Raw genomic sequence first — 22,898 nt, 5'->3', positions numbered from 1 at the left:
GAGGGAGAACGATGGCTGAAGCATTAGTGAAAAAGAAACTGATGTTAGAAGGTTTAGATTGTGCAAACTGTGCAATGAAAATTGAAAAAGGCGTTGGGAATATAGAAGGAGTAAATTCTTGCTCTGTAAATTTTGCAACAAAAACAATGGTTTTAGAGACAGAACAAAATAAAGAAAACGAAGTTGTTACAGAAGCAAAACAACTCGTTACAAAATTAGAACCGCACATTAAAGTGCAAGAAGAAAAAAGCACAAAAGTAGCAAAAGAAGTATTTATATTAGAAGGTTTAGATTGCGCAAATTGTGCGATGAAGATTGAAAATAAAGTGAAAGAAATGCCGACTGTTTCAACAGCAACTGTTGATTTCGTATCAAAGAAGTTACGAGTTGAGGTAGCGAATAAAAGAGAATTAGAAGCGACTGTAGCCAATATAACAAATGTCGTTCAAAAGTTAGAACCAGATGTGAAAGTTCTTCGTGAAGAAAAGGGTGGTCATGACCATGGACATAGTCATGATCATGGTGAAGCAAATGTGAAAAAGATGGTAGGACGATTAGTGGTTGGCGGAATTTTGACAGCAATTGCTGCATTAGCTGGCTTACCACAAATGATCACAATTCCGTTATTCGTCCTTGCGTATGTATTAATTGGTGGAGATATCGTTTGGAGAGCAGTAAGAAACATAACTCGTGGCCAAGTGTTTGATGAGAACTTCTTAATGGCAATTGCAACACTAGGAGCTTTCGCAATTCAACAATACCCAGAAGCGGTTGCAGTAATGTTATTCTATCAAGTAGGAGAACTATTCCAAAGTATTGCGGTAAACCGTTCTCGAAAATCAATTACTTCATTAATGGATATTCGTCCTGATTACGCGAATGTAAAGATTGGAAATGAAACGAAACAAGTATCACCAGAAGATGTACAAATCGGCGATTATATTATCGTGAAACCTGGTGAGAAAGTACCGTTAGACGGAAAAGTAGTTGAAGGAACATCAATGGTAGATACTTCAGCATTGACTGGTGAATCTGTACCACGTGAAGTTGAAATTGGAAATGATGTATTAAGTGGTTTTGTGAACCAAAATGGTGTATTAACAATTGAAGTTACAAAAGAATTTGGTGAATCAACTGTATCAAAAATTTTAGATTTAGTTCAAAATGCAAGCAGTAAAAAAGCGCCAACAGAAAACTTTATTACGAAGTTCGCGCGTTACTACACTCCAGTTGTAGTAATTACAGCAGCGATCATGGCGTTTATTCCACCACTTATTTTAGAAGGAGCTACATTCTCGGATTGGATTTATAGAGCTTTAGTGTTCTTAGTAATTTCTTGTCCGTGTGCGTTAGTTGTATCTATTCCTCTTGGATTCTTTGGAGGTATCGGTGGTGCATCTAAAAGTGGTGTGTTAGTAAAAGGGAGTAACTATTTAGAAGCTTTAAATGATGTGAAATATATTGTTTTTGATAAAACAGGCACATTAACAAAAGGTGTCTTCAAAGTTACAAAAATGGAACCGAGCGAAGGTATTACAAATGAAGAATTATTAGAGTATGCAGCATTTGCTGAAGTGTATTCTAACCATCCAATTGCACAATCGATTCGAAATGCATATGGAAAATCAGTTGATGAAAAAATGATCGATGATTATAACGAAATTTCTGGTCACGGTACAGTCGTAAAAGTACAAGGAAAAGAAATTTTTGCAGGTAATGCTAAATTAATGAGAAAAGAGAACATTACATTTAAGCAACCAGAAACAGTAGGTACATTAGTTCACGTTGCTGTAGATGGAAAACATGCAGGTTATATTGTTATCTCTGATGAGGTAAAAGAAGATTCAAAACAAGCAATTCAAAAGTTAAAAGAACTAGGTATTAAGAAGACAGTCATGTTAACTGGTGATGCAAAACCAGTTGGTGAAGCTGTTGGTAAAGAATTAGGTTTAGATGAAGTTCACGCGGAACTATTACCGCAACAAAAAGTAGAAGAGATTGAAAAAATTGATGCAGCAAAGCATGGAAAAGAAAAAGTTGCTTTCGTTGGTGATGGTATTAATGATACACCGGTATTAGCGAGAGCCGATGTTGGTATTGCGATGGGTGGTTTAGGATCAGATGCAGCAATTGAAGCGGCAGATATCGTTATTATGACTGATGAGCCTTCAAAAATTGCAACAGCTGTAAACATTGCAAAACGTACACGACGCATTGTGTGGCAAAATATTATCTTTGCATTAGGGGTAAAAGGATTAGTTTTACTACTTGGTGCTTTCGGTATTGCAACAATGTGGGAAGCTGTTTTCTCAGATGTTGGTGTAACACTACTGGCAGTGTTAAATGCAATGCGTGTACTACGAGTGAAAGATTTATAAAGTGAAACTTTAATCAGTGGGGGGGTTCATCCCCCGCTGATTATTAGCCTTCACCAATCGGGCTTTTACGGACAGTTGATCCCCCATCTAACGCCCTTGCTTTTGCTGAATTTTGAGGTGGGGGGTCTTACCGCCCGTTAATGCGGGATAAAAAAGAGGACGCAACCTGCGTCCTCCTTTTTAGGTTATTCTGTTGAAATTGACTCAATAAAATAATAACAAATATTATTTTTAAAATAAATAACGTAATATTAAAATTTGCAAATAAAAAATATTTGTCTTGTTATTTTAATATATTTTTTACAAAGATATATAGCATTGAAGAAAACAGAGAAGGAGCAACTTCTCTGTTTTATTTTTGTATATTTTTTTCAACTTGTTCTCGAACAGTTTGAATGTAATTCATTTTATGATCCCAGCATTCTTGACTTAAATCGACAGGGTACTCTTCAGGATTTAAAGTTCGCATATACTCTTCCCAAAATAACGCGAGACTCTGTTCATTGTATTTTTGAATATCCAATATGTCAGGTAGTTCATATGTTCTTTCACCGTTAACGAAAATGTCTTTATGCAGTTCGCGCGCTTCAAAGTTTGTTACAAATTTACTTATATACGTGTGAACAGGGTGAAACATTTTTAAGCGTTCTTCTTTTCCTGGTTCTTCACAATCTAATGCAATATAATCGCCTTCTGCATGATCATTAACTCGGTTGATAATGCGATAAATTCGTTTCAGTCCTGGAGTAGTGATTTTTTCCGGGTTAGATGAAATTTTAATTGTATCATTTAACTTTCCATCAGTACCTTCAATCGCAACGAGTTTATAAACAGCCCCTAATGCTGGTTGCTCAAAGGACGTAATCAATTTTGTTCCAACGCCCCATACATCAATTTTTGCTCCTTGAGATTTTAAATGCATAATGGTGTATTCATCTAAATCGCTAGAAGCAATAATTTTTGTATTTGTAAACCCGGCTTCATCTAGTAGTTTTCTTGCCTTTTTAGATAAATAAGCCATATCACCACTATCGAGGCGAATTCCGTAAAAATCGATGCGATCCCCGAACTCTTTTGCCACGCGAATTGCATTTGGAACACCAGATTTTAATGTGTCATATGTATCAACGAGAAAGACGCATTTTTTATGTGTCTCAGCATATTTTTTGAAAGCAACATATTCATCACGGTATGCTTGAACGAAAGAGTGTGCATGTGTGCCGGCTACAGGTATTCCGAAGCGTTTCCCAGCCCGTACGTTACTCGTAGATGAGAAACCACCGATAAAGGCAGCACGTGTACCCCAAAGGGCTGCATCGAACTCGTGGGCACGTCTTGTGCCGAACTCTAAAAGTTCATCGTTATTTGCAGCGTGCTTCATACGAGCTGCTTTCGTTGCGATTAATGTTTGGTAATTCACAATGTTTAACAGGGCGGTTTCAATAATTTGTGCTTCGCCGAGCGGTGCATCGACACGTAATAAAGGCTCGTTATTAAAGACAACTTCACCTTCTTGCATACTTCGAATCGTCCCAGTGAATTTCATATTTTGTAAATACTGAAGAAATTCTTCTTCAAATTGTAATTCTGCTAAATAAGCGATATCGCTTTCGGTAAAGCTGAAGTTTTCTATGTACTCTACAATTTTTTCAAGGCCAGCAAAAACAGCATAACCGTTCTCGAATGGAAGCTTTCGAAAGTATAAATCAAACACCGAGCGGCGGTTATGAATACCATCTTTCCAATATGTATAAGCCATATTAATTTGATATAAATCTGTATGTAAGGCATAGCTATCGTCTTTATAATAAGTCATCGCGAAACCACCTCCATAATTTGGTTATAGTATACCAATTTTTCACCGCTTGTAGCAAAGAATGGATATGAAGGTGTAGTCAAGAGGGAAAAAAATGAAATAATGCATATTTTTTAGAAAATTAACATTTATCAATTTATATTTCTCAAGATTTTATGTATTATTAAAGTAATGGGGGTAAATGAGAATGGAGGAGGACAATGCAACAAACATTAGAAAAAATAGGCAAACAAGTCTTTTACAAACGGCTACAGCAAAAAATGACACAAGAAGAATTATGTCAGGGCATTTGTTCTGTCTCATACTTAAGTAAAATCGAAAATGGAAAGATTGAAGCATCAGAAGAGATTCTACAATTGCTCTGCGCAAGATTAGAAATTGCCGTGACGGATTTGAGAGATGTAGAAGAAGATGTGAAGGGGAAGTTGGAGGATTGGCATAAAGCTATCGTCCATTTAGAAAGAGAACGCATTGAGCAAATATATGCTGATTTACAAGAACAAATGGAGCAAGTAACGGATTTTGAAATTATGAATTATTATGAGCTATTATATGTACGTTATCTTATGATTAAACGTGATATTGATAACGGAGTGGAAAGATTAAATAAATTAAAAAAAGGGTATAAAAAATTATCCCCGTTTCAAAAAATGTTATTCACATATAATGTTTCGTTGTTGAATTGTTTACAAAACAAATGGAAGATAGGATTAGAGAGTTTAATTGAAACAGAAAAAATGGCGAAAGAGCTAAATTATCATGAGAATGGTATTTATTATAATTTAGCATTAGCGTATAGTCATTTGGAAAATCCGTATAAAGCTCTGCATTTTGCCAACATTGCAATAGAGGGATTCCGTAGTGAATATAAATTCCGTAATGTGATAAACTGTCAATTTATTATTGCAATTTGTTTTGTAAGGCAAGGGCAGTACAAAGAGGCTTTGGATATGTACAATAGTATTTTACGTGAAGCGAGTTCGTTTTCTGAAAATGAGGTAATTATGAGTATCGCATTAAGTAATATTGCCGAAGTCTATGGTAACCAAAAACAATATGAAAAGGCTAAGGAATATTATTTGAAAAGTTTGCAATATCATCAACATGAAGATGATAATTACTTAGATACTTTATATCATACAGCATTACAGTGCATTCATTTAAAACAAATGGATGAAGCAAACCAGTGGATAGAAAAAGGTATCTCTATTGCTCAGCGCCATGAAAAGCATAAAAGGGTATTATATTTATTAATTATTTTACAATATAAATATTTCCGTACATCGGATGAATATAAGAAATTTCTAGAATTAGAAGCTATACCATTTTTTAAAAGTGAAGGTAATTTAGTGTATTTAAAACAAGTATATTTAGAAATTGCACATTATTTCGAAGGGATTCGTAACTTCGAAGAGAGTAGTCGCTACTATAAAGAAACTATTTCATTACTGGAAAAAGGGGAGGAGAAATAATATGAAAAAGTTGATGTTTTTAGGTATGGTAATTGGGGTTGTATTCTTGACACAGTTTATTGAACAGTATTCATCAAGACCAGATGTTTTGACGCAAGGAACACAACAAATAGTTGAAACAATTGAATCGTAATGAAAAACCCCCTTTCCAACCGGAAAGGGGTTTTTTCAATATTTGTTCCTCAAAATTCTACAAAACTTGAGAAAAAAATTAATTGAATTTTTAGTATATTAATAGTGGAAACATAATGCTAATATGAAACTACTCTTTTTCAAAAAATAATTTATTAGGGGGAAGGTTCATGAAAAAGAAAAGTTTAGCGTTAGTGTTAGCGACAGGAATGGCAGTTACAACGTTTGGAGGGACAGGCTCTGCATTTGCAGATTCTAAAAATGTGCTCTCTACGAAGAAGTACAATGAGACAGTACAGTCACCGGAGTTTATTTCTGGGGATCTAACTGGAGCAACTGGTAAGCAAGCAGAATCTGTTGTGTTTGATTACTTAAACGCGGCAAAAGGTGATTATAAGTTAGGGGAAAAGAGTGCACAAGATTCTTTCAAAGTGAAACAAGTGAAGAAAGATGCTGTAACTGATTCAACAGTATTACGTCTGCAACAAGTATACGAAGGAGTACCTGTATGGGGGTCTACGCAAGTAGCTCATGTAAGTAAAGATGGTTCTTTAAAAGTATTGTCTGGAACAGTTGCGCCTGATTTAGACAAAAAAGAAAAATTGAAAAATAAAAATAAGATCGAAGGCGCAAAAGCAATTGAAATTGCGCAAAAAGATTTAGGGGTTACACCTAAATATGAGGTAGAACCAAAAGCGGACTTATATGTATATCAAAACGGTGAAGAAACAACATATGCATACGTTGTAAATCTAAACTTCTTAGATCCAAGTCCAGGAAATTACTACTATTTCATTGAGGCGGAAAGCGGTAAAGTGTTAAATAAGTTTAATACAATCGATCATGTGACGAATGATGATAAGTCACCTGTTAAACAAGATGCTCCTAAACAGGATGCGAAAGCTGTTATAAAGCCTGTAACAGGAACGAATAAAGTAGGTACTGGTAAAGGTGTATTAGGGGATACGAAGTCGATTAATACAACGTTATCTGGCTCCTCTTACTACTTGCAAGATAATACGCGCGGAGCAACAATTTTCACATATGATGCGAAAAATCGCTCAACATTACCAGGAACATTATGGGCAGATGCAGATAATGTGTTCAATGCAGCGTATGATGCAGCGGCAGTAGATGCTCATTACTATGCAGGTAAAACATATGATTACTATAAAGCTACATTTAATAGAAATTCTATTAATGATGCAGGAGCGCCGTTAAAATCAACAGTTCATTACGGAAGTAATTATAATAATGCATTCTGGAACGGATCACAAATGGTCTACGGAGATGGTGATGGTGTAACGTTTACATCATTATCTGGCGGTATTGATGTAATTGGTCACGAATTAACGCATGCGGTTACGGAAAATAGTTCTAATTTAATTTATCAAAATGAATCAGGAGCTTTAAATGAAGCGATTTCTGATATCTTTGGTACTTTAGTAGAATTCTATGATAACCGTAACCCAGATTGGGAGATTGGTGAAGATATTTACACACCTGGTAAAGCAGGAGATGCACTTCGTTCTATGAGTGACCCTACGAAGTATGGTGATCCAGATCATTATTCTAAGCGTTACACGGGTTCAAGTGATAACGGTGGGGTTCATACAAACAGTGGTATCATTAATAAACAAGCTTATTTATTAGCAAATGGCGGTACGCATTACGGTGTAACTGTAACTGGTATCGGTAAAGATAAGCTAGGTGCAATCTATTACCGTGCAAACACACAATATTTCACGCAATCTACTACATTTAGTCAAGCGCGTGCTGGTGCGGTACAAGCTGCAGCTGATTTATATGGTGCGAATTCTGCAGAAGTAGCAGCAGTTAAGCAATCATTTAGTGCTGTTGGTATCAACTAAGGTTTTAGAGGATAGCTATTAATAAAATACCTCAAAAATAAAGAAGGAGCCTATGCTCCTTCTTTATTTTTTTCTCCATTTTTTCCACAAATAATACAACCCAATGCAACCTGCGATTGTAACAATCCACTTCGCTTCATTTGTTCCGTTCATGACATGATAAGCAGAATATACCTCGATTAATAATGCCGGTATTTTACCTATTGTACTGGCAATACTGAAGGATAGTAATGACATTTTGCCTAGAGCTGCAAATAAAGTCACGATACTAGACGGAATGAAAGGAATGAGGCGGAACGATAGGACGAGTAGAAAGGCCTCTCTACCTTCTACATAAAGTAGGCGTTCTACCTTTGGATACTTATTTACTTTGCTGTGAGTGAATTTCTGAAGACCTATACGATAAATATAAAACGAGATAATAGCCCCTAATGCCTCACCAGCGATCGAAATAATAGTTCCATTTGCTACACCAAAGAGCTGTATGTTAATAGCGGTCAAAAAAATACTAGGGATAACACCTAAAAGACTAATGACTATGTTGATTAAGATACTAAGTGGAATTGCGATTGAATAATAGTCTGTTAAGAAGTTTTGAATTGTTTCAGCCATTGTTTAAAATCCTTTATCTTTTTTGCATTACACCATATTTCCATTGTATAGGCAAGTGCAAATTTACATAATGTAGAAAACGTTGATAAAACACCATTAATATACCTTATATAGGTATTGGGTATATGTGATAAAGGGTATATTTCAATGACTATAAAAACACCAAATAAACCCTTTATTTAAAGGTTTTATTTGGTGTTTTTATAGGTATTTAAACTTGGGAAATAATTATAAAAACATAGGGGTATATTTATAAAAGGTCAAAAATAGCGGTTTTATGAAAAATAGATGAGGAATTTGAAAAATGTATATGTTTTTTCGGTGTGAAATTGACTTTTAGTGAAGTTACGATAATAATCATGAAAGAGGTGATATGATGAAACGAATAAGTAGTCTTTTCGTGAGTAGTTTATTGGCACTCATGTTGATCTTAAGTGGATGTGCAGGAAAAGAACAAAAAACAGAGAAACAAACAGGGAATCAATCGACATCAGTAGAAAAAATTAGTGATAATATTTTAGACGAAATGGAAGGGCCACCTAAAAATGGTCACACGATTGAAAGACATGTAGGCAAATCAGAAGAAGATTTGAAGAATCGCTTGAAGACAGATAAAGTATCAGCAGCAAGTACATACTATGACAAGGAAACAGCGACGAAAGCTGTAAAAGATAGTTTGAAGCAGCATGATAAGGAAATTCAAGATTGGTTAAAAAATTCTAAAGAGGCTCGTCTCGTATTAAATACAACACATTCATTCCCGGTTGGAAAAACGGTAATAAAGAAAAATATGAATGTAAAAGACAAGTTAGTAAAAACTGTTACTGTTTTAGCGAGAGATAAGTCAGGAGATTTAGGATATAAGATCATTACTTCTTATCCATCTGATAAATAAGAAGGGGGAGTAAATATGTATACGACATTACAATATTTTTTCAAATCGTATTGTACGTTAAGTATCCATGAAGATGAAATAGTAGGCGTGATGGAAGAGTTTATAGAGCAAGAAGATGAAGAAATTGTTTTGAAATTACGTGATGAATTATTATATATGAAGAAAAAGGATGCTTGGGAAGAGGCGTGCGTACTAGCTGCGAAGCAAGGAAATCGTATGTGGTCGTTAGAAGAAACGAAAGACCACCTTACAACCTTTTTAGTATTATTGCAAAAGAAAAAGGCGTGACTTATTCACGCCTTTTCTTTTTGGGATTTGTTCGTTTAATAGTGTCTTATTGTTTTAGAGCGCTTTTATATACGCTTTTTGAAATTTGCCCATTAGATATTACTTCACCGTTTTGTGTAACTTTTTTATATGTAACTGCTGTTATTTTATCATTAGTCCTACTAATTACTTGAGAAGAAACTTCAACATTTTTACCAGTATTTGTGCCGAAAATACGTGTAGTAATACTACCTCCATTTGAAAATGCTTGAATATAAATATGATTGCCTGTATTGTTTTTAAATTTTAAATCTGGACCATAATCTGCTACTGCTGCATCTTGCCCAAGTGGTAAATAATTTACGGGCATAGAATGATTGCTTCGAGAAACAATTCCTAAATCTGCTCTTAAAGCTGCGCTATATAAAGTACTACTCACTTGGCAAACGCCTCCGCCTGCACTTTGTATAACTTTCCCTTGTGAATATACAGCTGCGGATTTATAACCATGAGCAGCATCCGTTACGCCAACGCGGCCATTAAAACTAAATGTTTCATCAGGTGCGACAATCACTCCACTTAAAGTATTAGCTGACTTATTTACGTTAAAGGATTGATTCCCATTACGGCCAGCCATTGGAGTTGAATATTCAGCAATTACTTCTTTAATCCCCATTTTCTGTATATCTTCTGTAGAACGTTCAGGCTTTAATAGTGTAACGGGTAATGTAACGTCAGATGTGCCAGAAGTAATGGCTTGCCGCGTTAAATCAGTTAACTTTTCTTTATCGATTTTTTCTCCATTTTGGCTCTGGCTAATATTTACTGTAGTGCCTTCAATACTTAATTCAGCATTAACGGGATTTTTTAATGTTTCATTATATTTATCCTTCATAAAGCTTTTATAAGCAGTTGTATTTAATTGAGGTGTTAATTTATAGGCACGTTTTAATTCACCGTTCTCAGCTTGTTTCCGCATTTTGTAACGATTTATTGCGTTGCCTTCTTGTTCTTTAAAGATTTTGTCGATAATATCTTTTTCTTTATAATTTATCCCTAAATCTTTCCATGTGTAAGTTTGTTTATCGTTTTGGAATATGTACGTAAGTGATTTTTGATCTAATTCAGTGATTTTTTGATTAATAATAGCTTGAATATCTTTTTTATTTTTTCCATCGAGAGAAATACCTTCAAATGTAGTATTGGGTAATGCAGTAGTATCTAATTGATTATTTAGTTTGGATACATATTGATATCCGCCAACACCGCCAACACAAAGTAATATGCCTCCAGCAATTGCAGAACCGATCAGTATTTTACTTAGCTTCATTTATTTCCCCCCAGAAATTTTTGTATAAATATATGTATTACATTTTTTGTATAAAAATGATGAAAATAACATTATGTACGTACTAGTATACTATTATTTTCACTATGTTTGTAATGTTTTTATAAAAAATGTTACGCTGTTGTAATAATTGTCTCTTTTTGTCACAATGTGTACGAAAAATATGTTGAAAATTATAATAAAAAGGCTGTCTAGAAAGTTCTAGCAGCCTTTTTATTATAATTTTTTATGTTCATTTTTATTCGTAACACCGAGATGTTCTTGTAGTGTTGTCGAAATCGTATTGATGCTTTTTTCGTTTGGAACGTAATAATAAATACCACCTATATATTTATCAGTACCTTCTACTTGCATTTTGTCCATTTTTAAATTGGAATCCATTGAATTTTTTGCAATTGTCATCATATCATCAAAAGTTAAATTTGTTTTTAAGTCTTTATCGACAGCATCTAATAGACCACCGATCTTATTAATGGAATTAAGTGATAGTGCTTTTTGAGCGATAGCTTCTAAAACAAGTTGTTGTCGTTGACCGCGCATATAATCACTATCGATATGACGAGTTCTTGCTAGTGCCAGTGCTTCCTCTCCATTTAAATGTTGACGTCCCTTTTTAAGGTGAACAGCATCTGCTTCATCTTTACTATTTTGTTCTGTGAACTCCACTGGAACATCTACAGTAATTCCACCAAGGGAATCGACAATTTTGATAAAGGATTTAAAGTTGAATTTTACATAGTAGTCAACTGGAACATCTAAAAAGTTCTCTACCGTATCAATCGTGCTATCTACACCACCGAATACGTGCGCATGTGTAATTTTATCGTATTTATCACGTGATTTAATGTATACACGTGAATCACGTGGAATACTGACAAGCTTAACAGATTTATCGTTTTTATTAATTGTGGCAAGTAATAGTGCATCTGTACGAGTTGCTTTTCCGTAATTTTTGTCCCTGATTTCACTTTCATCAACTCCCATAATGAGTACAGAAATGTTATCAGTCATAGGTTTAACGGCTTTTTCACGTTTGCTGGATTTATCCCCACGGCCCAGTTCAGAATAGGCATTACTTAACACAGACTTTGCTTTACTGTATATATGGAAGGAATAGCCTCCGGCTCCAAGTGCTACAACCAGTAATGGAATAAGCAGGAACCAAAGTAGGCGTTTTTTCTTTGAGCGTCCTTTTTTGGCTCGAGTATCTTTGTTCATATCGGATTTCATCATTTTTTCTCCTTTAAAACTATCAAAGTATATACATCTAGAAGCGCATTTAAACACATAAAAAATATTGTACGCTAAATAAAAGCGATTGTACATGTATAAAAAATAGATGTCTTGATTATTTATAAAGACATCTATTCGTTATTGTATACAAAAGATAGGGAGAAGAAAATGATAAAATTTTACCTAATTACAACATAATGCTTACGATAATTGCAGATAAAATGCTAACGAGGGTAGCTCCATATAGTAATTTAAGGCCAAATCTGGCAACGACGTTTCCTTGTTCTTCGTTTAACCCTTTTACCGCACCTGAAATAATGCCGATAGAAGAAAAGTTGGCAAAAGAAACGAGGAAAACAGAAATAATACCAACTGTACGAGGAGAAAGGCTATTAGAAATTTTACTAAGGTCCATCATGGCTACAAATTCATTCGTTACAAGCTTAGTTGCCATAATGCTACCAGCCGAGACAATTTCGGAACTTGGTACACCGATAAGAAATGCAATTGGTGCAAAGACGTAGCCGATTAATTGCTGGAAAGTAATGCCGAATATAATGAGGAATAGATCATTAATGCAGCTCATTAATGCGACGAATCCGATAAGCATAGCACCGACAACGATAGCTACTCGAAAGCCATCTAGAATGTATTCTCCAAGCATTTCAAAAAAGCTTTGCTTTTCGCCTTTTATTTCTAAAATATCTTCGTCATCTTTCACGTCGTAGGGATTAATGATAAGTACGATAATAAAACCGCTAAATAAATTGAGAACGAGTGCGGTTACTACATATTTAGGTTCGATCATTGTCATATAGGCACCTACGATAGACATAGATACAGTTGACATAGCAGATGCACAAAGTGTATAAAGACGGTGTTTTGGAATTTGAGCTAATTGTTTTTTGACCGTAATAAAAACTTCTGATTGGCCAACAATGGCAGAAGCGATAGCATTGTAAGATTCTAATTTCCCAAGACCATTTATTTTGCTGAGGAAGTAACCGATCCAACGAATGAAAAATGGTAGTATTTTGAAATGTTGCAGTATACCAATTAAGACGGAAATGAAGACAATTGGTAATAAGACAGTAAGGAAAAAGGGCATTTCACCTTTATTGGCAAGGCCGCCAAATACGAAGTTTATACCATCAGCAGCATACTCGAGTAGCTTTGTAAACAGACTGGAAATGACCCGAATAAGTATGAGACCGATTTCTGTATTTAATAACAAATAGGTTAAAATTAACTGTATAATAAGCATGATGAAAATAGGTTTAAATTTAATATGTTTCTTATTGTTACTAGCAATATAAGCAAGGAAGAAAACAACGATAAGTCCTGCGAAAAAAGTAATAAATTTCATAGTAAGCCCCCTAATAGAGATATTCTGCTATATATGTTTTTCATTTCAAGGGAGAATATGCATCTTTGGTAAAGAAAGGAATAGAGAGAGTATGAATATATGTAGAGTACACCACGTTGCAATTATTTGTTCAAATTATGATGTGTCAAAAGATTTTTATACTAGGATATTAGGTTTTGAAGAGGTAAATGAGGTATATAGAAAGGAACGAGATTCTTATAAATTAGATTTATGTGTAGGGGGAGAGTATCAAATTGAATTATTTTCATTCCCAAGTCCGCCTGAGCGCCCGAGTTTTCCAGAAGCGTCTGGACTTAGACATTTAGCATTTGCTGTTACAAATATAGAAGAGGCTGTAAAACATTTAAACGAATGTGGTGTTGAAACTGAGTCGATACGTATTGATGAAATAACCGGAAAAAAATTTGTTTTTTTCCAAGATCCGGATGGTTTACCTTTAGAATTGTATGAGGTTTGAAATTGGTGAATTTTATATAGGGTTGCTTTTGAGTAAATGAAGAAACTAAAGTGAAACTTCTTTTTTAAAGGAGGTGTCACTTTAGCTAAGAAAGCTAAAGGATATATGTGGATATTTTAAAATTACTGATGGTAGTCATTCTTATTGCATTAACAGGTTTTTTTGTAGCTGTTGAGTTTGCAATTATTAAGGTGCGTAGCAGTCGTATTGACCAACTCGTTAGTGAGAAACGACGAGGAGCATTGGCAGCAAAAAAAGTAACTTCAAATTTAGATGAATATTTATCAGCATGTCAGTTAGGTATTACCATTACCGCTTTAGGGCTTGGGTGGTTAGGCGAGCCGACTATAAAACATTTACTAGAGCCGTTGTTTTTAAAACTACACCTATCTTCTGCAATTGCAAGTACCGTTTCATTTATTATTGCTTTTGCAGTTATTACGTTTTTACATGTTGTTATTGGTGAACTTGCTCCTAAGACGTTCGCCATACAAAGAGCAGAGCAAGTTAGCTTATTATTATCGAAACCACTTATTTATTTTTACCGAGTAATGTATCCGTTTATTTGGGCTTTAAATGGTTCAGCAAGGCTTGTAACAGGGTTATTCGGATTACATCCGGCTTCTGAACATGAAGTTGCTCATTCGGAAGAAGAATTACGATTAATCTTATCTGAGAGTTATGAGAGCGGAGAGATTAATCAAAGGGAATTTAAATATGTAAATAATATTTTTGAATTTGATAATAGAGTGGCAAAGGAAATTATGGTGCCTCGTACGGAAGTTGTAGGTTTATATGAGGACGAACCATTTGAAACACATATTAAAATAATCGCACAAGAAAAATATACGAGGTATCCTGTATTTGGTGAAGATAAAGATGAAATCATTGGAATGGTTAATGTAAAGGATTTATTTATTCGTTATATGGATGGTAATCGGGACGAGGAGTGCTCGATTATGCCATATACAAGGCCGGTCATTGAAGTGCTAGAAAATATTCCAATTCATGATTTACTATTACAAATGCAAAGAAAACACATTCCATTAGCTGTGTTGTATGATGAATATGGTGGTACAGCTGGGATTGTTACATTAGAAGATATTTTAGAAGAAATTGTTGGGGAAATTCGAGATGAATACGATGAAGATGAACACCCGCCTATAGAGCATATAAGTGAAGGGTGTAAAATCGTAGAGGGGAAAGTGCTTATTAGTGAAGTAAATGATTTATTTGGCATACACTTAATCGCTGATGATGTAGATACAATTGGTGGGTGGATTATGGTACAAAAGCAAATCGTTGTTGAAGGAGATATTATTGAAAAACACGGCTTTTCTTTTAAAGTTCTGGAAAAAGATATGCATCAAATTAAACGAGTGGAAATAAAGAAGGGAGAAGAATGATTTTCTATAAAAGGTATATATAGAAAATTAAATGTTTGTGCTTTCAAAAAAGGTACTATATAGTGAAGGTGGACACTGAAAAATTCTTCTGAATGATACTCGTATTTTTAGAGGGCGAATTTTTTAAATAGGGATTTAGAATGAAAAGTATAGGTGATGAAAATGATAGCAACGAAGGATATACGTATAGAAAAAGATTTTTTAGGTGAAAAGGAAGTACCAAGTAGAGCTTATTATGGTGTACAAACATTACGTGCGGTAGAAAACTTCCCGATTACAGGATATCGCATCCATCCGTCACTCATTACGGCAATGGCAATTGTGAAAAAAGCGGCGGCACTTGCAAATATCGATACTGGTTACTTAGCGAAAGACATTGGGCACGAAATTGCAGAGGCAGCGCAAGAAATTGTTGATGGGAAATTTCATGATCAATTTATCGTAGATCCAATTCAGGGCGGTGCTGGAACTTCTATTAATATGAATACGAATGAAGTAATTGCTAATCGAGCGTTAGAACGTATGGGATATGAAAAAGGCGAGTATGCAAAAATTAGCCCAAATACGCATGTAAACATGGCTCAGTCAACGAATGATGCGTTCCCAACGGGAATTCATATTGCAACTCTTATGATGTTAGAAGAACTTCTTATTACAATGGAAGAACTTCATGCTGCTTTCCGTGCAAAAGCAAACGAGTTCGATCACGTCATTAAAATGGGACGTACGCATTTACAAGATGCTGTTCCGATTCGTCTTGGACAAGAATTTGAAGCGTATAGCAGAGTGCTTGCGCGTGATATAAAAAGAATTAAACAATCTCGCCAACATTTATATGAAGTGAATATGGGGGCGACAGCTGTTGGTACGGGATTAAATGCAAACCCTACCTACATTGAACAAGTGGTTAAACACTTACGAACATTTAGCGGATTCCCACTTGTTGGTGCAGAGCATTTAGTTGATGCAACACAAAATACAGATGCATACACAGAAGTATCTGCAGCGTTAAAAGTATGTATGATGAATATGTCTAAAATTGCGAACGACCTTCGTATTATGGCATCTGGTCCACGTGTTGGATTGGCGGAAATTCAATTACCAGCTCGTCAACCAGGTTCATCTATTATGCCGGGTAAAGTAAATCCTGTTATGGCAGAAGTAATTAATCAAGTCGCTTTCCAAGTAATTGGTAATGATCATACAATTTGCTTAGCGTCTGAAGCAGGACAACTGGAGCTCAACGTAATGGAGCCGGTGCTTGTATTTAATTTAATTCAATCTATTAGCATTATGAATAACGGATTCCGTGTATTCCGTGAATATTGTATTAAAGGAATTACAGCAAATGAAGAACTGCTGAAGCAATATGTTGAGAAAAGTGTTGGAATTATTACAGCAGTTAACCCTCATATTGGTTATGAAGCAGCATCTCGCATTGCACGTGAAGCAATTGAAACAGGAAAATCTGTTAGGGAGCTATGTTTAGAGCATGGTGTACTGACAGAAGAAGAATTGGATATTATTTTAGATCCATTCGAAATGACGCATCCTGAAATTGCTGGGGCTTCTTTATTAAAGAATAAGAAGATGTAATGTAAAAAAACACCGATCCATTTGGATCGGTGTTTTATTTTTAAAAGATATTAAATACAGCGTTTAATTGAAGTAAGCTAATGATAGCTAAGAAGATTAAACTGTATTTCATTGCTGTTTTAAATAGGGCAGATTCTTTACCAACTAGTCCAACTGCTGCACAAGCAACTGCTACAGATTGAGGTGAAACCATTTTTGCCATTGTACCACCTACTACGTTTAAGGCAACAAGAGTAGAAGGAACGATGTTTAATTGATCTGCAGTTACTGCTTGAAGCGGTGCGAATAATGAACCACTTGATACTACTGATCCTGTAATGAATACGCCGATCCATCCTAAGATTGGAGAAAGAATTGGGAATGCATTACCAGTAGAAGAGAATGCAAGTCCAAGTGTAGATGACATACCAGAGTAGTTTTCTACGTAAGCTAACGCGATAACGCTACAGATTGTATATACTGGAGCTTTTAGTTCTTTCATTGTTTCAAACATTAATTCTTTAACCATTTTACCTTTTACGCGGTACACGATAAGTGAAACGATAATTGCTAATACGATTGCAGTAGTTGTAGATGAGAATACATCAAATTTGAAAACAGCTGCGAAAGGTGTATCAGCTTTTGTAATTGGTGTAGTTTTCATAACAGCGTTATGAAGACCAGGGAATTGAATGTTAAATACTAAGTTTGCTAGTGCACCATCCGGAGCAAATAAAGCTTTAATTGGCTTTAAATTAAAGATTGTTACGAATGCAGTTAAGAATACGAATGGAGACCAAGCATATAAAATTTGATTGAATGTATGTGATACTTTTTCTTCTTGTTTTTCTTCTTTAGTAGAAGATTTTGGCTGCCAAACACGTAAGAATAATGCAAGAGAGACCATACTTACAACGGCTGCGAAAATATTAGTAAGTTCTGCACCTAAGAAGTAAGTTACAACGAACTGAGTAATTGCGAAAGAAACACCACTTACAAGAATACCTTGCCAAGTTTCTTTAATACCTTTAATTCCATCAACCATTGAAACAAGTAAGAAAGGTAATACAATACTGATGAATGGTAAAATAAGAACAGTTTGACGACCGATAGTTAATGCATCTAGCTCAGTTAATTGTGCTGGTACTGTAACTGGGATACCCATAGCCCCCATAGCACCACCAGCGATGTTTGCTACTAAACAAATACCTGCTGCTTTTAATGGATTAAAGCCCATACCTACAAGTAGTGCAGCTGTAATAGCAACTGGAACCCCTAGACCAGCTGCGCCTTCTAAGAAAGCACCGAAAGAATAAGCGATTAATAATACTTGTAAGCGTTGATCATTTGTAATGCTTGAAATACTATCACGAATGATGTTGAATTGCTCTGTTTTAACAGTTAATTTGTAAAGGAAAATTGCTGCGATAACGATAGTACAAATTGGGTAAAATCCGGATAAAATACCGAATCCGGCAGATGCTACAGCTACTGTTGCTGGCATTTTATAAACGAATATAGCAAGAATAATAGCGACAATCACACTGTAAAGACCAGCGATATAACTTTTCATTTTCAGTCCCATTAAACAAATGATGAAGCAAAAAATTGGAAGTGCTGCGATTAGAGCAGATAACCAAATATTGTTTAATGGGTCATAAATTTGTGTCCAAGTACTCATAATAATGACAACTCCTATCTATTATATGTGAAGAAATTCACATTATTTGTGAAACTATTCACAAACAACTTACATGCTTAGTATATTCTCCTTCAACACTATTGTCAACGTGAAAAAGTATAATTATTCCATAATAGTGTTAAAAGAAACATTTTGTTCATAAAGTAGACAAAAAGCCCACTCAAATCTATTTGAGTGGGTGAGATAAATGATTTGCATATTCTTTTCTTAGAGTTGTTTATACATTATTGATCCTACAGCTCTATAATAGAGACCGTCTTTGTATTAAATATAGAGCTGCAGAATGTAGCGCTTGCCCTATTTGATCAAATTAGGAGTGGGACAGTAAATGTATTTAATAGGAAGTATTTCATCATAGTTCAAGCTATTAAATACGAATAAAAAAGCAATAATTTAATTTTTAATATTACGGTATCTTTTTTTACTGAAAATTCCTTTTAGTGTAACAAAGAGGTTAAATATGCTCCAACTACTTTACGATAGGTTATCAATTATAGACGGTATTTTACAATATCATTACTGCACGTTGCAATGAGGTGAAAATATAACAAAAAGCCTGATAAAACAACGTTTGCAAGCAAAGTATTTGCAGTCCGTTGTTTTGCTTTTTCGTTATATCATATAGTATAATATTCAAAATCAGCAAGGAATTTTTCCTGAGTTTTTTGTTGGTTAAGGTGGAAAAAATTTTCAGCTTTATAGGTTGATAAAGTTATGTCGTAACAGGAAATATAAGAACAGATATATAAATAAATAAAAAGAAAATAAAAACGAAAATGAGGGGAACTTTATGAGCCAAAATCAATTCGAATGTCGTATTTCAGAAGAAGATGTACAAATGTTAAGAGCGTTAGCGCATCCGTTGCGTCTACGCCTAGTAATGGAACTAATGCAACGTGGAACATGTAATGTAACACAATTACAGGAAGTGTTAGAAATTCCGCAATCAACAGTTTCGCAACATTTAACGAAATTAAAACAAAATAAAGTAGTACGCTTTGAACGACGAGGACTAGAAGTGTATTATCAAATTCATAATGATAAAGTAAGTGAAGTAGTAAAAACATTATTTTCTTAAAATTTGAATATTATGGAAAAAGACGTGTGGGATATACGTCTTTTTTTATTTGTTAGAAAGGTGATATGAGAGTAAATGTTAGCATGTAAGGAAGAAAAGGCTATCAATTTACATGTCGCTATATAGAATAGATTCTAAAGGGAAAAGAAAAGATAGAAAGGAGTGTAGTAAGTAAAAGGAGGAATAGTAGTATGGATGTAAAACGTGTGAAACAAATATTATCTTCTTCAAGCAGAATTGACGTTACATATGAGGGCATACCAGTATGGATCGAGAGCTGTGACGAGCAGAGCGGGGTTGCTCAAGTGTATGATGTATCTAATCCTGGAGAAAGCGTTCACGTGAACGTGACGGCTTTAGAGGAGAAGTAATAGAAAAGACGCTTCTAATATTTAGAAGCGTCTTCTTATTTATTCCATCATATGTGCAATTTTCTTAGAGAACATAAGAAGTACTAATCCGAGTACGATTACGATAATACCGATACTTGCGAATACTTCTAAATATCCTAAAGATTGAGTGAAAGCAGCTAATTGTCCTGCTAGTAAGTTTGCAAAGCCAGTACCAGCTAACCATACACCCATTAATAATGATGCTAATTTAACAGGAGCGATTGCACTTACCATAGATAATCCGATTGGTGATAAGAATAATTCACCAATTGTATGGAACATGTAAGTGAATACAATGAATAGTAAGTTTGCTTTCATTGTAATGTTACCTTCGTCGCTACCAGTTTTTAATACAGCTAAAGTTAGAACTAAATATCCAATCCCTAGTAAAATCATACCAAATGCCATTTTTGTTGGGATTTTCAAATCACCATTTTTCGTTTTCGAAAGTTTAATCCATAATGCAGAAACAGGTAATGCCAGTAAGATAATGAATAGTGGGTTTACAGATTGGAACCAAGGTGTTGGAATTGTAAATCCACCAATTGTACGATCCACAAATTTATCTGTGTAAAGTGTTAAAGAACTACCAGCTTGCTCAAATCCTGCCCAGAAGAATACTACAAAACAAGTTAAAATTAAAATTGCAGCAGTACGTTTTTTCTCTTGTGTTGTTAAAGGTTTTTTCTCGATTGCTTTTGCATTTTTTTCTTTAGATTTTTTCCCTACAACAGTTGTTCCGATAGACCCTAAGTAACGAGGTGCTAAGAAATTAAAAGCAAGCTGTCCAATAATCATACCGATACAAGCTGTTAAGAAACCGTATCTATAATCTGCGAAGTAACCGCAAATGAAAGGAGCGATAAGAGCACCTAAGTTAATTCCCATGTAGAAGATAGTAAAGGCACTATCACGACGAGAATCGTTTTCGCTATATAATTGACCTAATAAAGTCGAAATATTTGGTTTGAAGAATCCGTTACCAATAACTAATAATCCTAATCCTAAAAATAGTCCAGTTTTTGTGTTCATTGAGAATAGTACAAAGTTACCAATCGCCATGATGATACCACCAATAGTAATGGCATGGCGTTTCGTAATGAAATGGTCAGTTAACCAACCACCGATAATTGGTGTGAAGTATACTAACATTGTGAAAATACCGTAAATTTGAACTGCAACTGCTTTATCAAATCCTAAACCGCCGCTTACTAAGCTCGTTGTTAAATAAAGAACTAATAAGCCACGCATTCCGTAATAACTAAATCTTTCCCATGCCTCTGTAAAGAACAACAAGTATAACCCTGGTGGATGTTTTTTTGGTGATTGTTGCTCTCCAGCTTTGTCTAATTTTAAAGCTGCATCCATTTTTGTTTCCCCCTAATCCTGTATAACGGATATTTATGTAATCATTTTAATTTACAAAATATTTAGAAGTCAATAGAATTATATGGAAATAGAAAGAAAATTTCCATATAATTCTATTTTACTTCAACCGTTACTGTATTTTGCCCTGAAAACAAGATGATAAGCGTTTTCAAATGTAATAATTGAATTCTAAAAGAAAATAAAATAGTGATTAATCAGAAAATTTAGATTAAAATATTTATTCTGATATAGAGAAAATATATTCTATTTACTTTTATAATATAACATATTGGGAATAAAAATACAAAATGAAATAATGTGACATTTAAGTGAATTGAAAAATAACCAGCTCCATAGAAGGGGAGCTGGTTAGGGAAATATTATTTAACAAAGCGTTTTTCGATATCATCTAATAGTAGGTTAGCAGCCATTACACCACCAGCTGTATTCCAAATAACGTCGTCAACTTTGTATGCTTTACCATTTTTTACTGCATTTAAATTTTTAAATAGAGGATCATTTATATATTCTTTTTCTAATTCAGAGCCTTTTTTCTCGTTTCCTTTATCGAATGTGAAGTAGAATAATACATCACCATCCATTGCAGAAATACGCTCTTTAGATACGTTACGCTCTGCGAAGTCATCTTTATTTTGATCGCCAGGACGTTTAAAGCCAAGTTCTTTTAAAATAACACCAGAGAATGTATCACCATGATAAATACGAACATCACCAGGCATGAAGCGAACCATAGAGATTTCTTGATTTACCTTATCACCTAGTTTAGCTTTTAAATCTTTCATACGTTTATCGTAATCAGCTAAAACCTTTTGGCCATCTTTTTCTTTATTTAATGCTTTCGCATAAAACTTGAAGTTATCTTTCCATTCACCGCGTAATGTTTCAGAGAACACAGTAGGTGCAATTGCTTTTAGTTGCTCGTACACTTTTTCGTGACGCATTTTATTACCGATAATTAAGTCTGGTTTTAAAGAAGCGATTGTTTCTACGTTTACTTGTCCTTCATCACCAACAACTTTTACATCTTTCATTTTATCTTTAATATGTGGATACCATGGATCACCAGTCCAAGATTTTACAGCCCCAACTGGTTTCACGCCTAATTCAAGTAAAGCTTCAGTACCTTCATTTGTTAAAATGACTACACGTTTTGGATTAGCAGGAACTTCTGTTTTACCCATTGCATGTTCCACAGGAATCATTTCTTTTTTCGTATCTTCTTTTGATTCTTCTTTCGTATTTGATTTTCCACAAGCACTTAAAAGTAGTGAAAAGGCTAATAAAAATACAAATACTGTAAACGATTTCTTTCGCATGAAATTCATTATGTACCCCCTACATAGTGAGAATTTTTTTCAATAGCAAGCATGATATTAAGCCTTTATCTTTAGATTGTCAATATATACGGTTGAAAATAATTCTCATTTCCGTTGACAATGAGAATTAAGTTGAAATACACTTACAACGTATCATTATACATTGAAGGGG

19 protein-coding genes are annotated in these 22,898 nt (G+C 34.5%); 11 read left to right on the top strand and 8 right to left on the bottom strand.

Features of this window, described 5'->3' with window-relative positions; translation table 11 throughout:
• Positions 1-11: 11 nt before the first annotated feature.
• Positions 12-2,378, top strand: coding sequence for a heavy metal translocating P-type ATPase (locus QCI73_RS24530; RefSeq protein WP_353823934.1), 2,367 nt, complete (start codon positions 12-14; stop codon positions 2,376-2,378).
• 352 nt (positions 2,379-2,730) lie between these two features.
• Here QCI73_RS24530 and QCI73_RS24525 read toward each other — a convergent pair whose 3' ends face one another.
• Complete coding sequence (locus QCI73_RS24525) at positions 2,731-4,194, bottom strand: nicotinate phosphoribosyltransferase (protein WP_353823933.1); 1,464 nt, start codon at positions 4,192-4,194, stop codon at positions 2,731-2,733.
• A gap of 200 nt (positions 4,195-4,394) precedes the next feature.
• Here QCI73_RS24525 and QCI73_RS24520 point away from each other — a divergent pair, with 200 nt between their 5' ends.
• From QCI73_RS24520 to QCI73_RS24510, 3 genes are all read left to right on the top strand, one after another.
• Positions 4,395-5,666: a tetratricopeptide repeat protein gene (locus QCI73_RS24520; protein WP_061131298.1), complete on the top strand. Its 1,272-nt coding sequence runs from the start codon at positions 4,395-4,397 to the stop codon at positions 5,664-5,666.
• Position 5,667: 1 nt separating this feature from the next.
• Positions 5,668-5,799 carry an NprX family peptide pheromone gene (locus QCI73_RS24515; RefSeq protein ID WP_000735750.1) on the top strand — a complete coding sequence of 44 codons (132 nt, stop codon included), beginning with the start codon at positions 5,668-5,670 and terminating at the stop codon, positions 5,797-5,799.
• A 169-nt stretch (positions 5,800-5,968) separates the two neighbouring features.
• On the top strand, positions 5,969-7,669 hold the full coding sequence (locus QCI73_RS24510) for a M4 family metallopeptidase (protein WP_327923662.1): 1,701 nt from the start codon (positions 5,969-5,971) through the stop codon (positions 7,667-7,669).
• A 63-nt stretch (positions 7,670-7,732) separates the two neighbouring features.
• On the opposite strand, the gene QCI73_RS24505 is transcribed toward QCI73_RS24510, so the two are convergent.
• Positions 7,733-8,281 (bottom strand): TVP38/TMEM64 family protein, encoded by a 549-nt coding sequence (locus QCI73_RS24505; RefSeq protein ID WP_262725662.1) that lies wholly within the window; start codon positions 8,279-8,281, stop codon positions 7,733-7,735.
• Between the two features lie 376 nt (positions 8,282-8,657).
• Between QCI73_RS24505 and QCI73_RS24500 the strand changes: the two genes are divergently transcribed.
• Positions 8,658-9,176: an RNase A-like domain-containing lipoprotein gene (locus QCI73_RS24500; protein ID WP_070805191.1), complete on the top strand. Its 519-nt coding sequence runs from the start codon at positions 8,658-8,660 to the stop codon at positions 9,174-9,176.
• 15 nt (positions 9,177-9,191) lie between these two features.
• Positions 9,192-9,464, top strand: a complete 273-nt coding sequence (locus QCI73_RS24495; RefSeq protein WP_070805192.1) for a hypothetical protein — start codon at positions 9,192-9,194, stop codon at positions 9,462-9,464.
• Between the two features lie 46 nt (positions 9,465-9,510).
• Here the strand turns inward: QCI73_RS24495 and QCI73_RS24490 are convergent, their stop codons facing one another.
• The 3 genes from QCI73_RS24490 to QCI73_RS24480 form a co-directional block, all read right to left on the bottom strand.
• Positions 9,511-10,773: a VanW family protein gene (locus tag QCI73_RS24490; RefSeq protein ID WP_353823932.1), complete on the bottom strand. Its 1,263-nt coding sequence runs from the start codon at positions 10,771-10,773 to the stop codon at positions 9,511-9,513.
• A gap of 234 nt (positions 10,774-11,007) precedes the next feature.
• Positions 11,008-12,024, bottom strand: a complete 1,017-nt coding sequence (locus QCI73_RS24485) for an LCP family protein (protein WP_070805194.1) — start codon at positions 12,022-12,024, stop codon at positions 11,008-11,010.
• Positions 12,025-12,211: 187 nt separating this feature from the next.
• Positions 12,212-13,390, bottom strand: coding sequence for a NupC/NupG family nucleoside CNT transporter (locus QCI73_RS24480; RefSeq protein ID WP_000668834.1), 1,179 nt, complete (start codon positions 13,388-13,390; stop codon positions 12,212-12,214).
• A gap of 91 nt (positions 13,391-13,481) precedes the next feature.
• Between QCI73_RS24480 and gloA2 the strand changes: the two genes are divergently transcribed.
• The 3 genes from gloA2 (at position 13,482) to aspA (ending at position 16,870) form a co-directional block, all read left to right on the top strand.
• The gene (gloA2, locus tag QCI73_RS24475; RefSeq protein ID WP_001017665.1) at positions 13,482-13,868 is read left to right on the top strand and encodes an SMU1112c/YaeR family gloxylase I-like metalloprotein; all 387 of its coding nucleotides are present in this window, start codon (positions 13,482-13,484) and stop codon (positions 13,866-13,868) included.
• A gap of 107 nt (positions 13,869-13,975) precedes the next feature.
• Entirely contained in the window at positions 13,976-15,274 is a 1,299-nt protein-coding gene (locus tag QCI73_RS24470; RefSeq protein ID WP_353823931.1) for a hemolysin family protein, read from the top strand.
• Positions 15,275-15,436: 162 nt separating this feature from the next.
• Positions 15,437-16,870, top strand: a complete 1,434-nt coding sequence (gene aspA / locus QCI73_RS24465) for an aspartate ammonia-lyase (RefSeq protein WP_000562151.1) — start codon at positions 15,437-15,439, stop codon at positions 16,868-16,870.
• Between the two features lie 40 nt (positions 16,871-16,910).
• Here aspA and QCI73_RS24460 read toward each other — a convergent pair whose 3' ends face one another.
• Positions 16,911-18,530 carry an L-lactate permease gene (locus QCI73_RS24460; RefSeq protein ID WP_353823930.1) on the bottom strand — a complete coding sequence of 540 codons (1,620 nt, stop codon included), beginning with the start codon at positions 18,528-18,530 and terminating at the stop codon, positions 16,911-16,913.
• Positions 18,531-19,341: 811 nt separating this feature from the next.
• Between QCI73_RS24460 and QCI73_RS24455 the strand changes: the two genes are divergently transcribed.
• Together QCI73_RS24455 and QCI73_RS24450 are read left to right on the top strand one after the other, a co-directional pair.
• On the top strand, positions 19,342-19,629 hold the full coding sequence (locus QCI73_RS24455) for an ArsR/SmtB family transcription factor (protein WP_000081429.1): 288 nt from the start codon (positions 19,342-19,344) through the stop codon (positions 19,627-19,629).
• A gap of 191 nt (positions 19,630-19,820) precedes the next feature.
• Entirely contained in the window at positions 19,821-20,000 is a 180-nt protein-coding gene (locus QCI73_RS24450) for an acid-soluble spore protein H (protein ID WP_088667462.1), read from the top strand.
• 39 nt (positions 20,001-20,039) lie between these two features.
• On the opposite strand, the gene QCI73_RS24445 is transcribed toward QCI73_RS24450, so the two are convergent.
• Complete coding sequence (locus tag QCI73_RS24445; protein WP_000338308.1) at positions 20,040-21,389, bottom strand: peptide MFS transporter; 1,350 nt, start codon at positions 21,387-21,389, stop codon at positions 20,040-20,042.
• A 380-nt stretch (positions 21,390-21,769) separates the two neighbouring features.
• Entirely contained in the window at positions 21,770-22,735 is a 966-nt protein-coding gene (locus QCI73_RS24440; protein WP_001010261.1) for an ABC transporter substrate-binding protein, read from the bottom strand.
• Positions 22,736-22,898: the final 163 nt, after the last annotated feature.

Source organism: Bacillus cereus group sp. MG16, from assembly GCF_040459875.1.
In the GTDB taxonomy this organism is placed as follows: domain Bacteria; phylum Bacillota; class Bacilli; order Bacillales; family Bacillaceae_G; genus Bacillus_A; species Bacillus_A paranthracis.
Note: the sequence above shows the minus strand (reverse complement) of the source record. Positions and strands in the feature narration are given on the sequence as shown.

Excerpts from the sequence above, each read along its gene's own strand:
- gloA2 (WP_001017665.1), top strand. The coding sequence starts at position 13,482 with ATGAATATATGTAGAGTACACCACGTTGCAATTATTTGTTCAAATTAT.
- QCI73_RS24510 (WP_327923662.1), top strand. The coding sequence starts at position 5,969 with ATGAAAAAGAAAAGTTTAGCGTTAGTGTTAGCGACAGGAATGGCAGTT.
- QCI73_RS24495 (WP_070805192.1), top strand. The coding sequence starts at position 9,192 with ATGTATACGACATTACAATATTTTTTCAAATCGTATTGTACGTTAAGT.
- QCI73_RS24440 (WP_001010261.1), bottom strand. The coding sequence starts at position 22,735 with ATGAATTTCATGCGAAAGAAATCGTTTACAGTATTTGTATTTTTATTA.
- QCI73_RS24515 (WP_000735750.1), top strand. The coding sequence starts at position 5,668 with ATGAAAAAGTTGATGTTTTTAGGTATGGTAATTGGGGTTGTATTCTTG.
- QCI73_RS24460 (WP_353823930.1), bottom strand. The coding sequence starts at position 18,530 with ATGAGTACTTGGACACAAATTTATGACCCATTAAACAATATTTGGTTA.
- aspA (WP_000562151.1), top strand. The coding sequence starts at position 15,437 with ATGATAGCAACGAAGGATATACGTATAGAAAAAGATTTTTTAGGTGAA.
- QCI73_RS24520 (WP_061131298.1), top strand. The coding sequence starts at position 4,395 with ATGCAACAAACATTAGAAAAAATAGGCAAACAAGTCTTTTACAAACGG.
- QCI73_RS24525 (WP_353823933.1), bottom strand. The coding sequence starts at position 4,194 with ATGACTTATTATAAAGACGATAGCTATGCCTTACATACAGATTTATAT.
- QCI73_RS24490 (WP_353823932.1), bottom strand. The coding sequence starts at position 10,773 with ATGAAGCTAAGTAAAATACTGATCGGTTCTGCAATTGCTGGAGGCATA.
- QCI73_RS24500 (WP_070805191.1), top strand. The coding sequence starts at position 8,658 with ATGAAACGAATAAGTAGTCTTTTCGTGAGTAGTTTATTGGCACTCATG.
- QCI73_RS24485 (WP_070805194.1), bottom strand. The coding sequence starts at position 12,024 with ATGATGAAATCCGATATGAACAAAGATACTCGAGCCAAAAAAGGACGC.
- QCI73_RS24445 (WP_000338308.1), bottom strand. The coding sequence starts at position 21,389 with ATGGATGCAGCTTTAAAATTAGACAAAGCTGGAGAGCAACAATCACCA.
- QCI73_RS24450 (WP_088667462.1), top strand. The coding sequence starts at position 19,821 with ATGGATGTAAAACGTGTGAAACAAATATTATCTTCTTCAAGCAGAATT.
- QCI73_RS24505 (WP_262725662.1), bottom strand. The coding sequence starts at position 8,281 with ATGGCTGAAACAATTCAAAACTTCTTAACAGACTATTATTCAATCGCA.
- QCI73_RS24480 (WP_000668834.1), bottom strand. The coding sequence starts at position 13,390 with ATGAAATTTATTACTTTTTTCGCAGGACTTATCGTTGTTTTCTTCCTT.
- QCI73_RS24455 (WP_000081429.1), top strand. The coding sequence starts at position 19,342 with ATGAGCCAAAATCAATTCGAATGTCGTATTTCAGAAGAAGATGTACAA.
- QCI73_RS24530 (WP_353823934.1), top strand. The coding sequence starts at position 12 with ATGGCTGAAGCATTAGTGAAAAAGAAACTGATGTTAGAAGGTTTAGAT.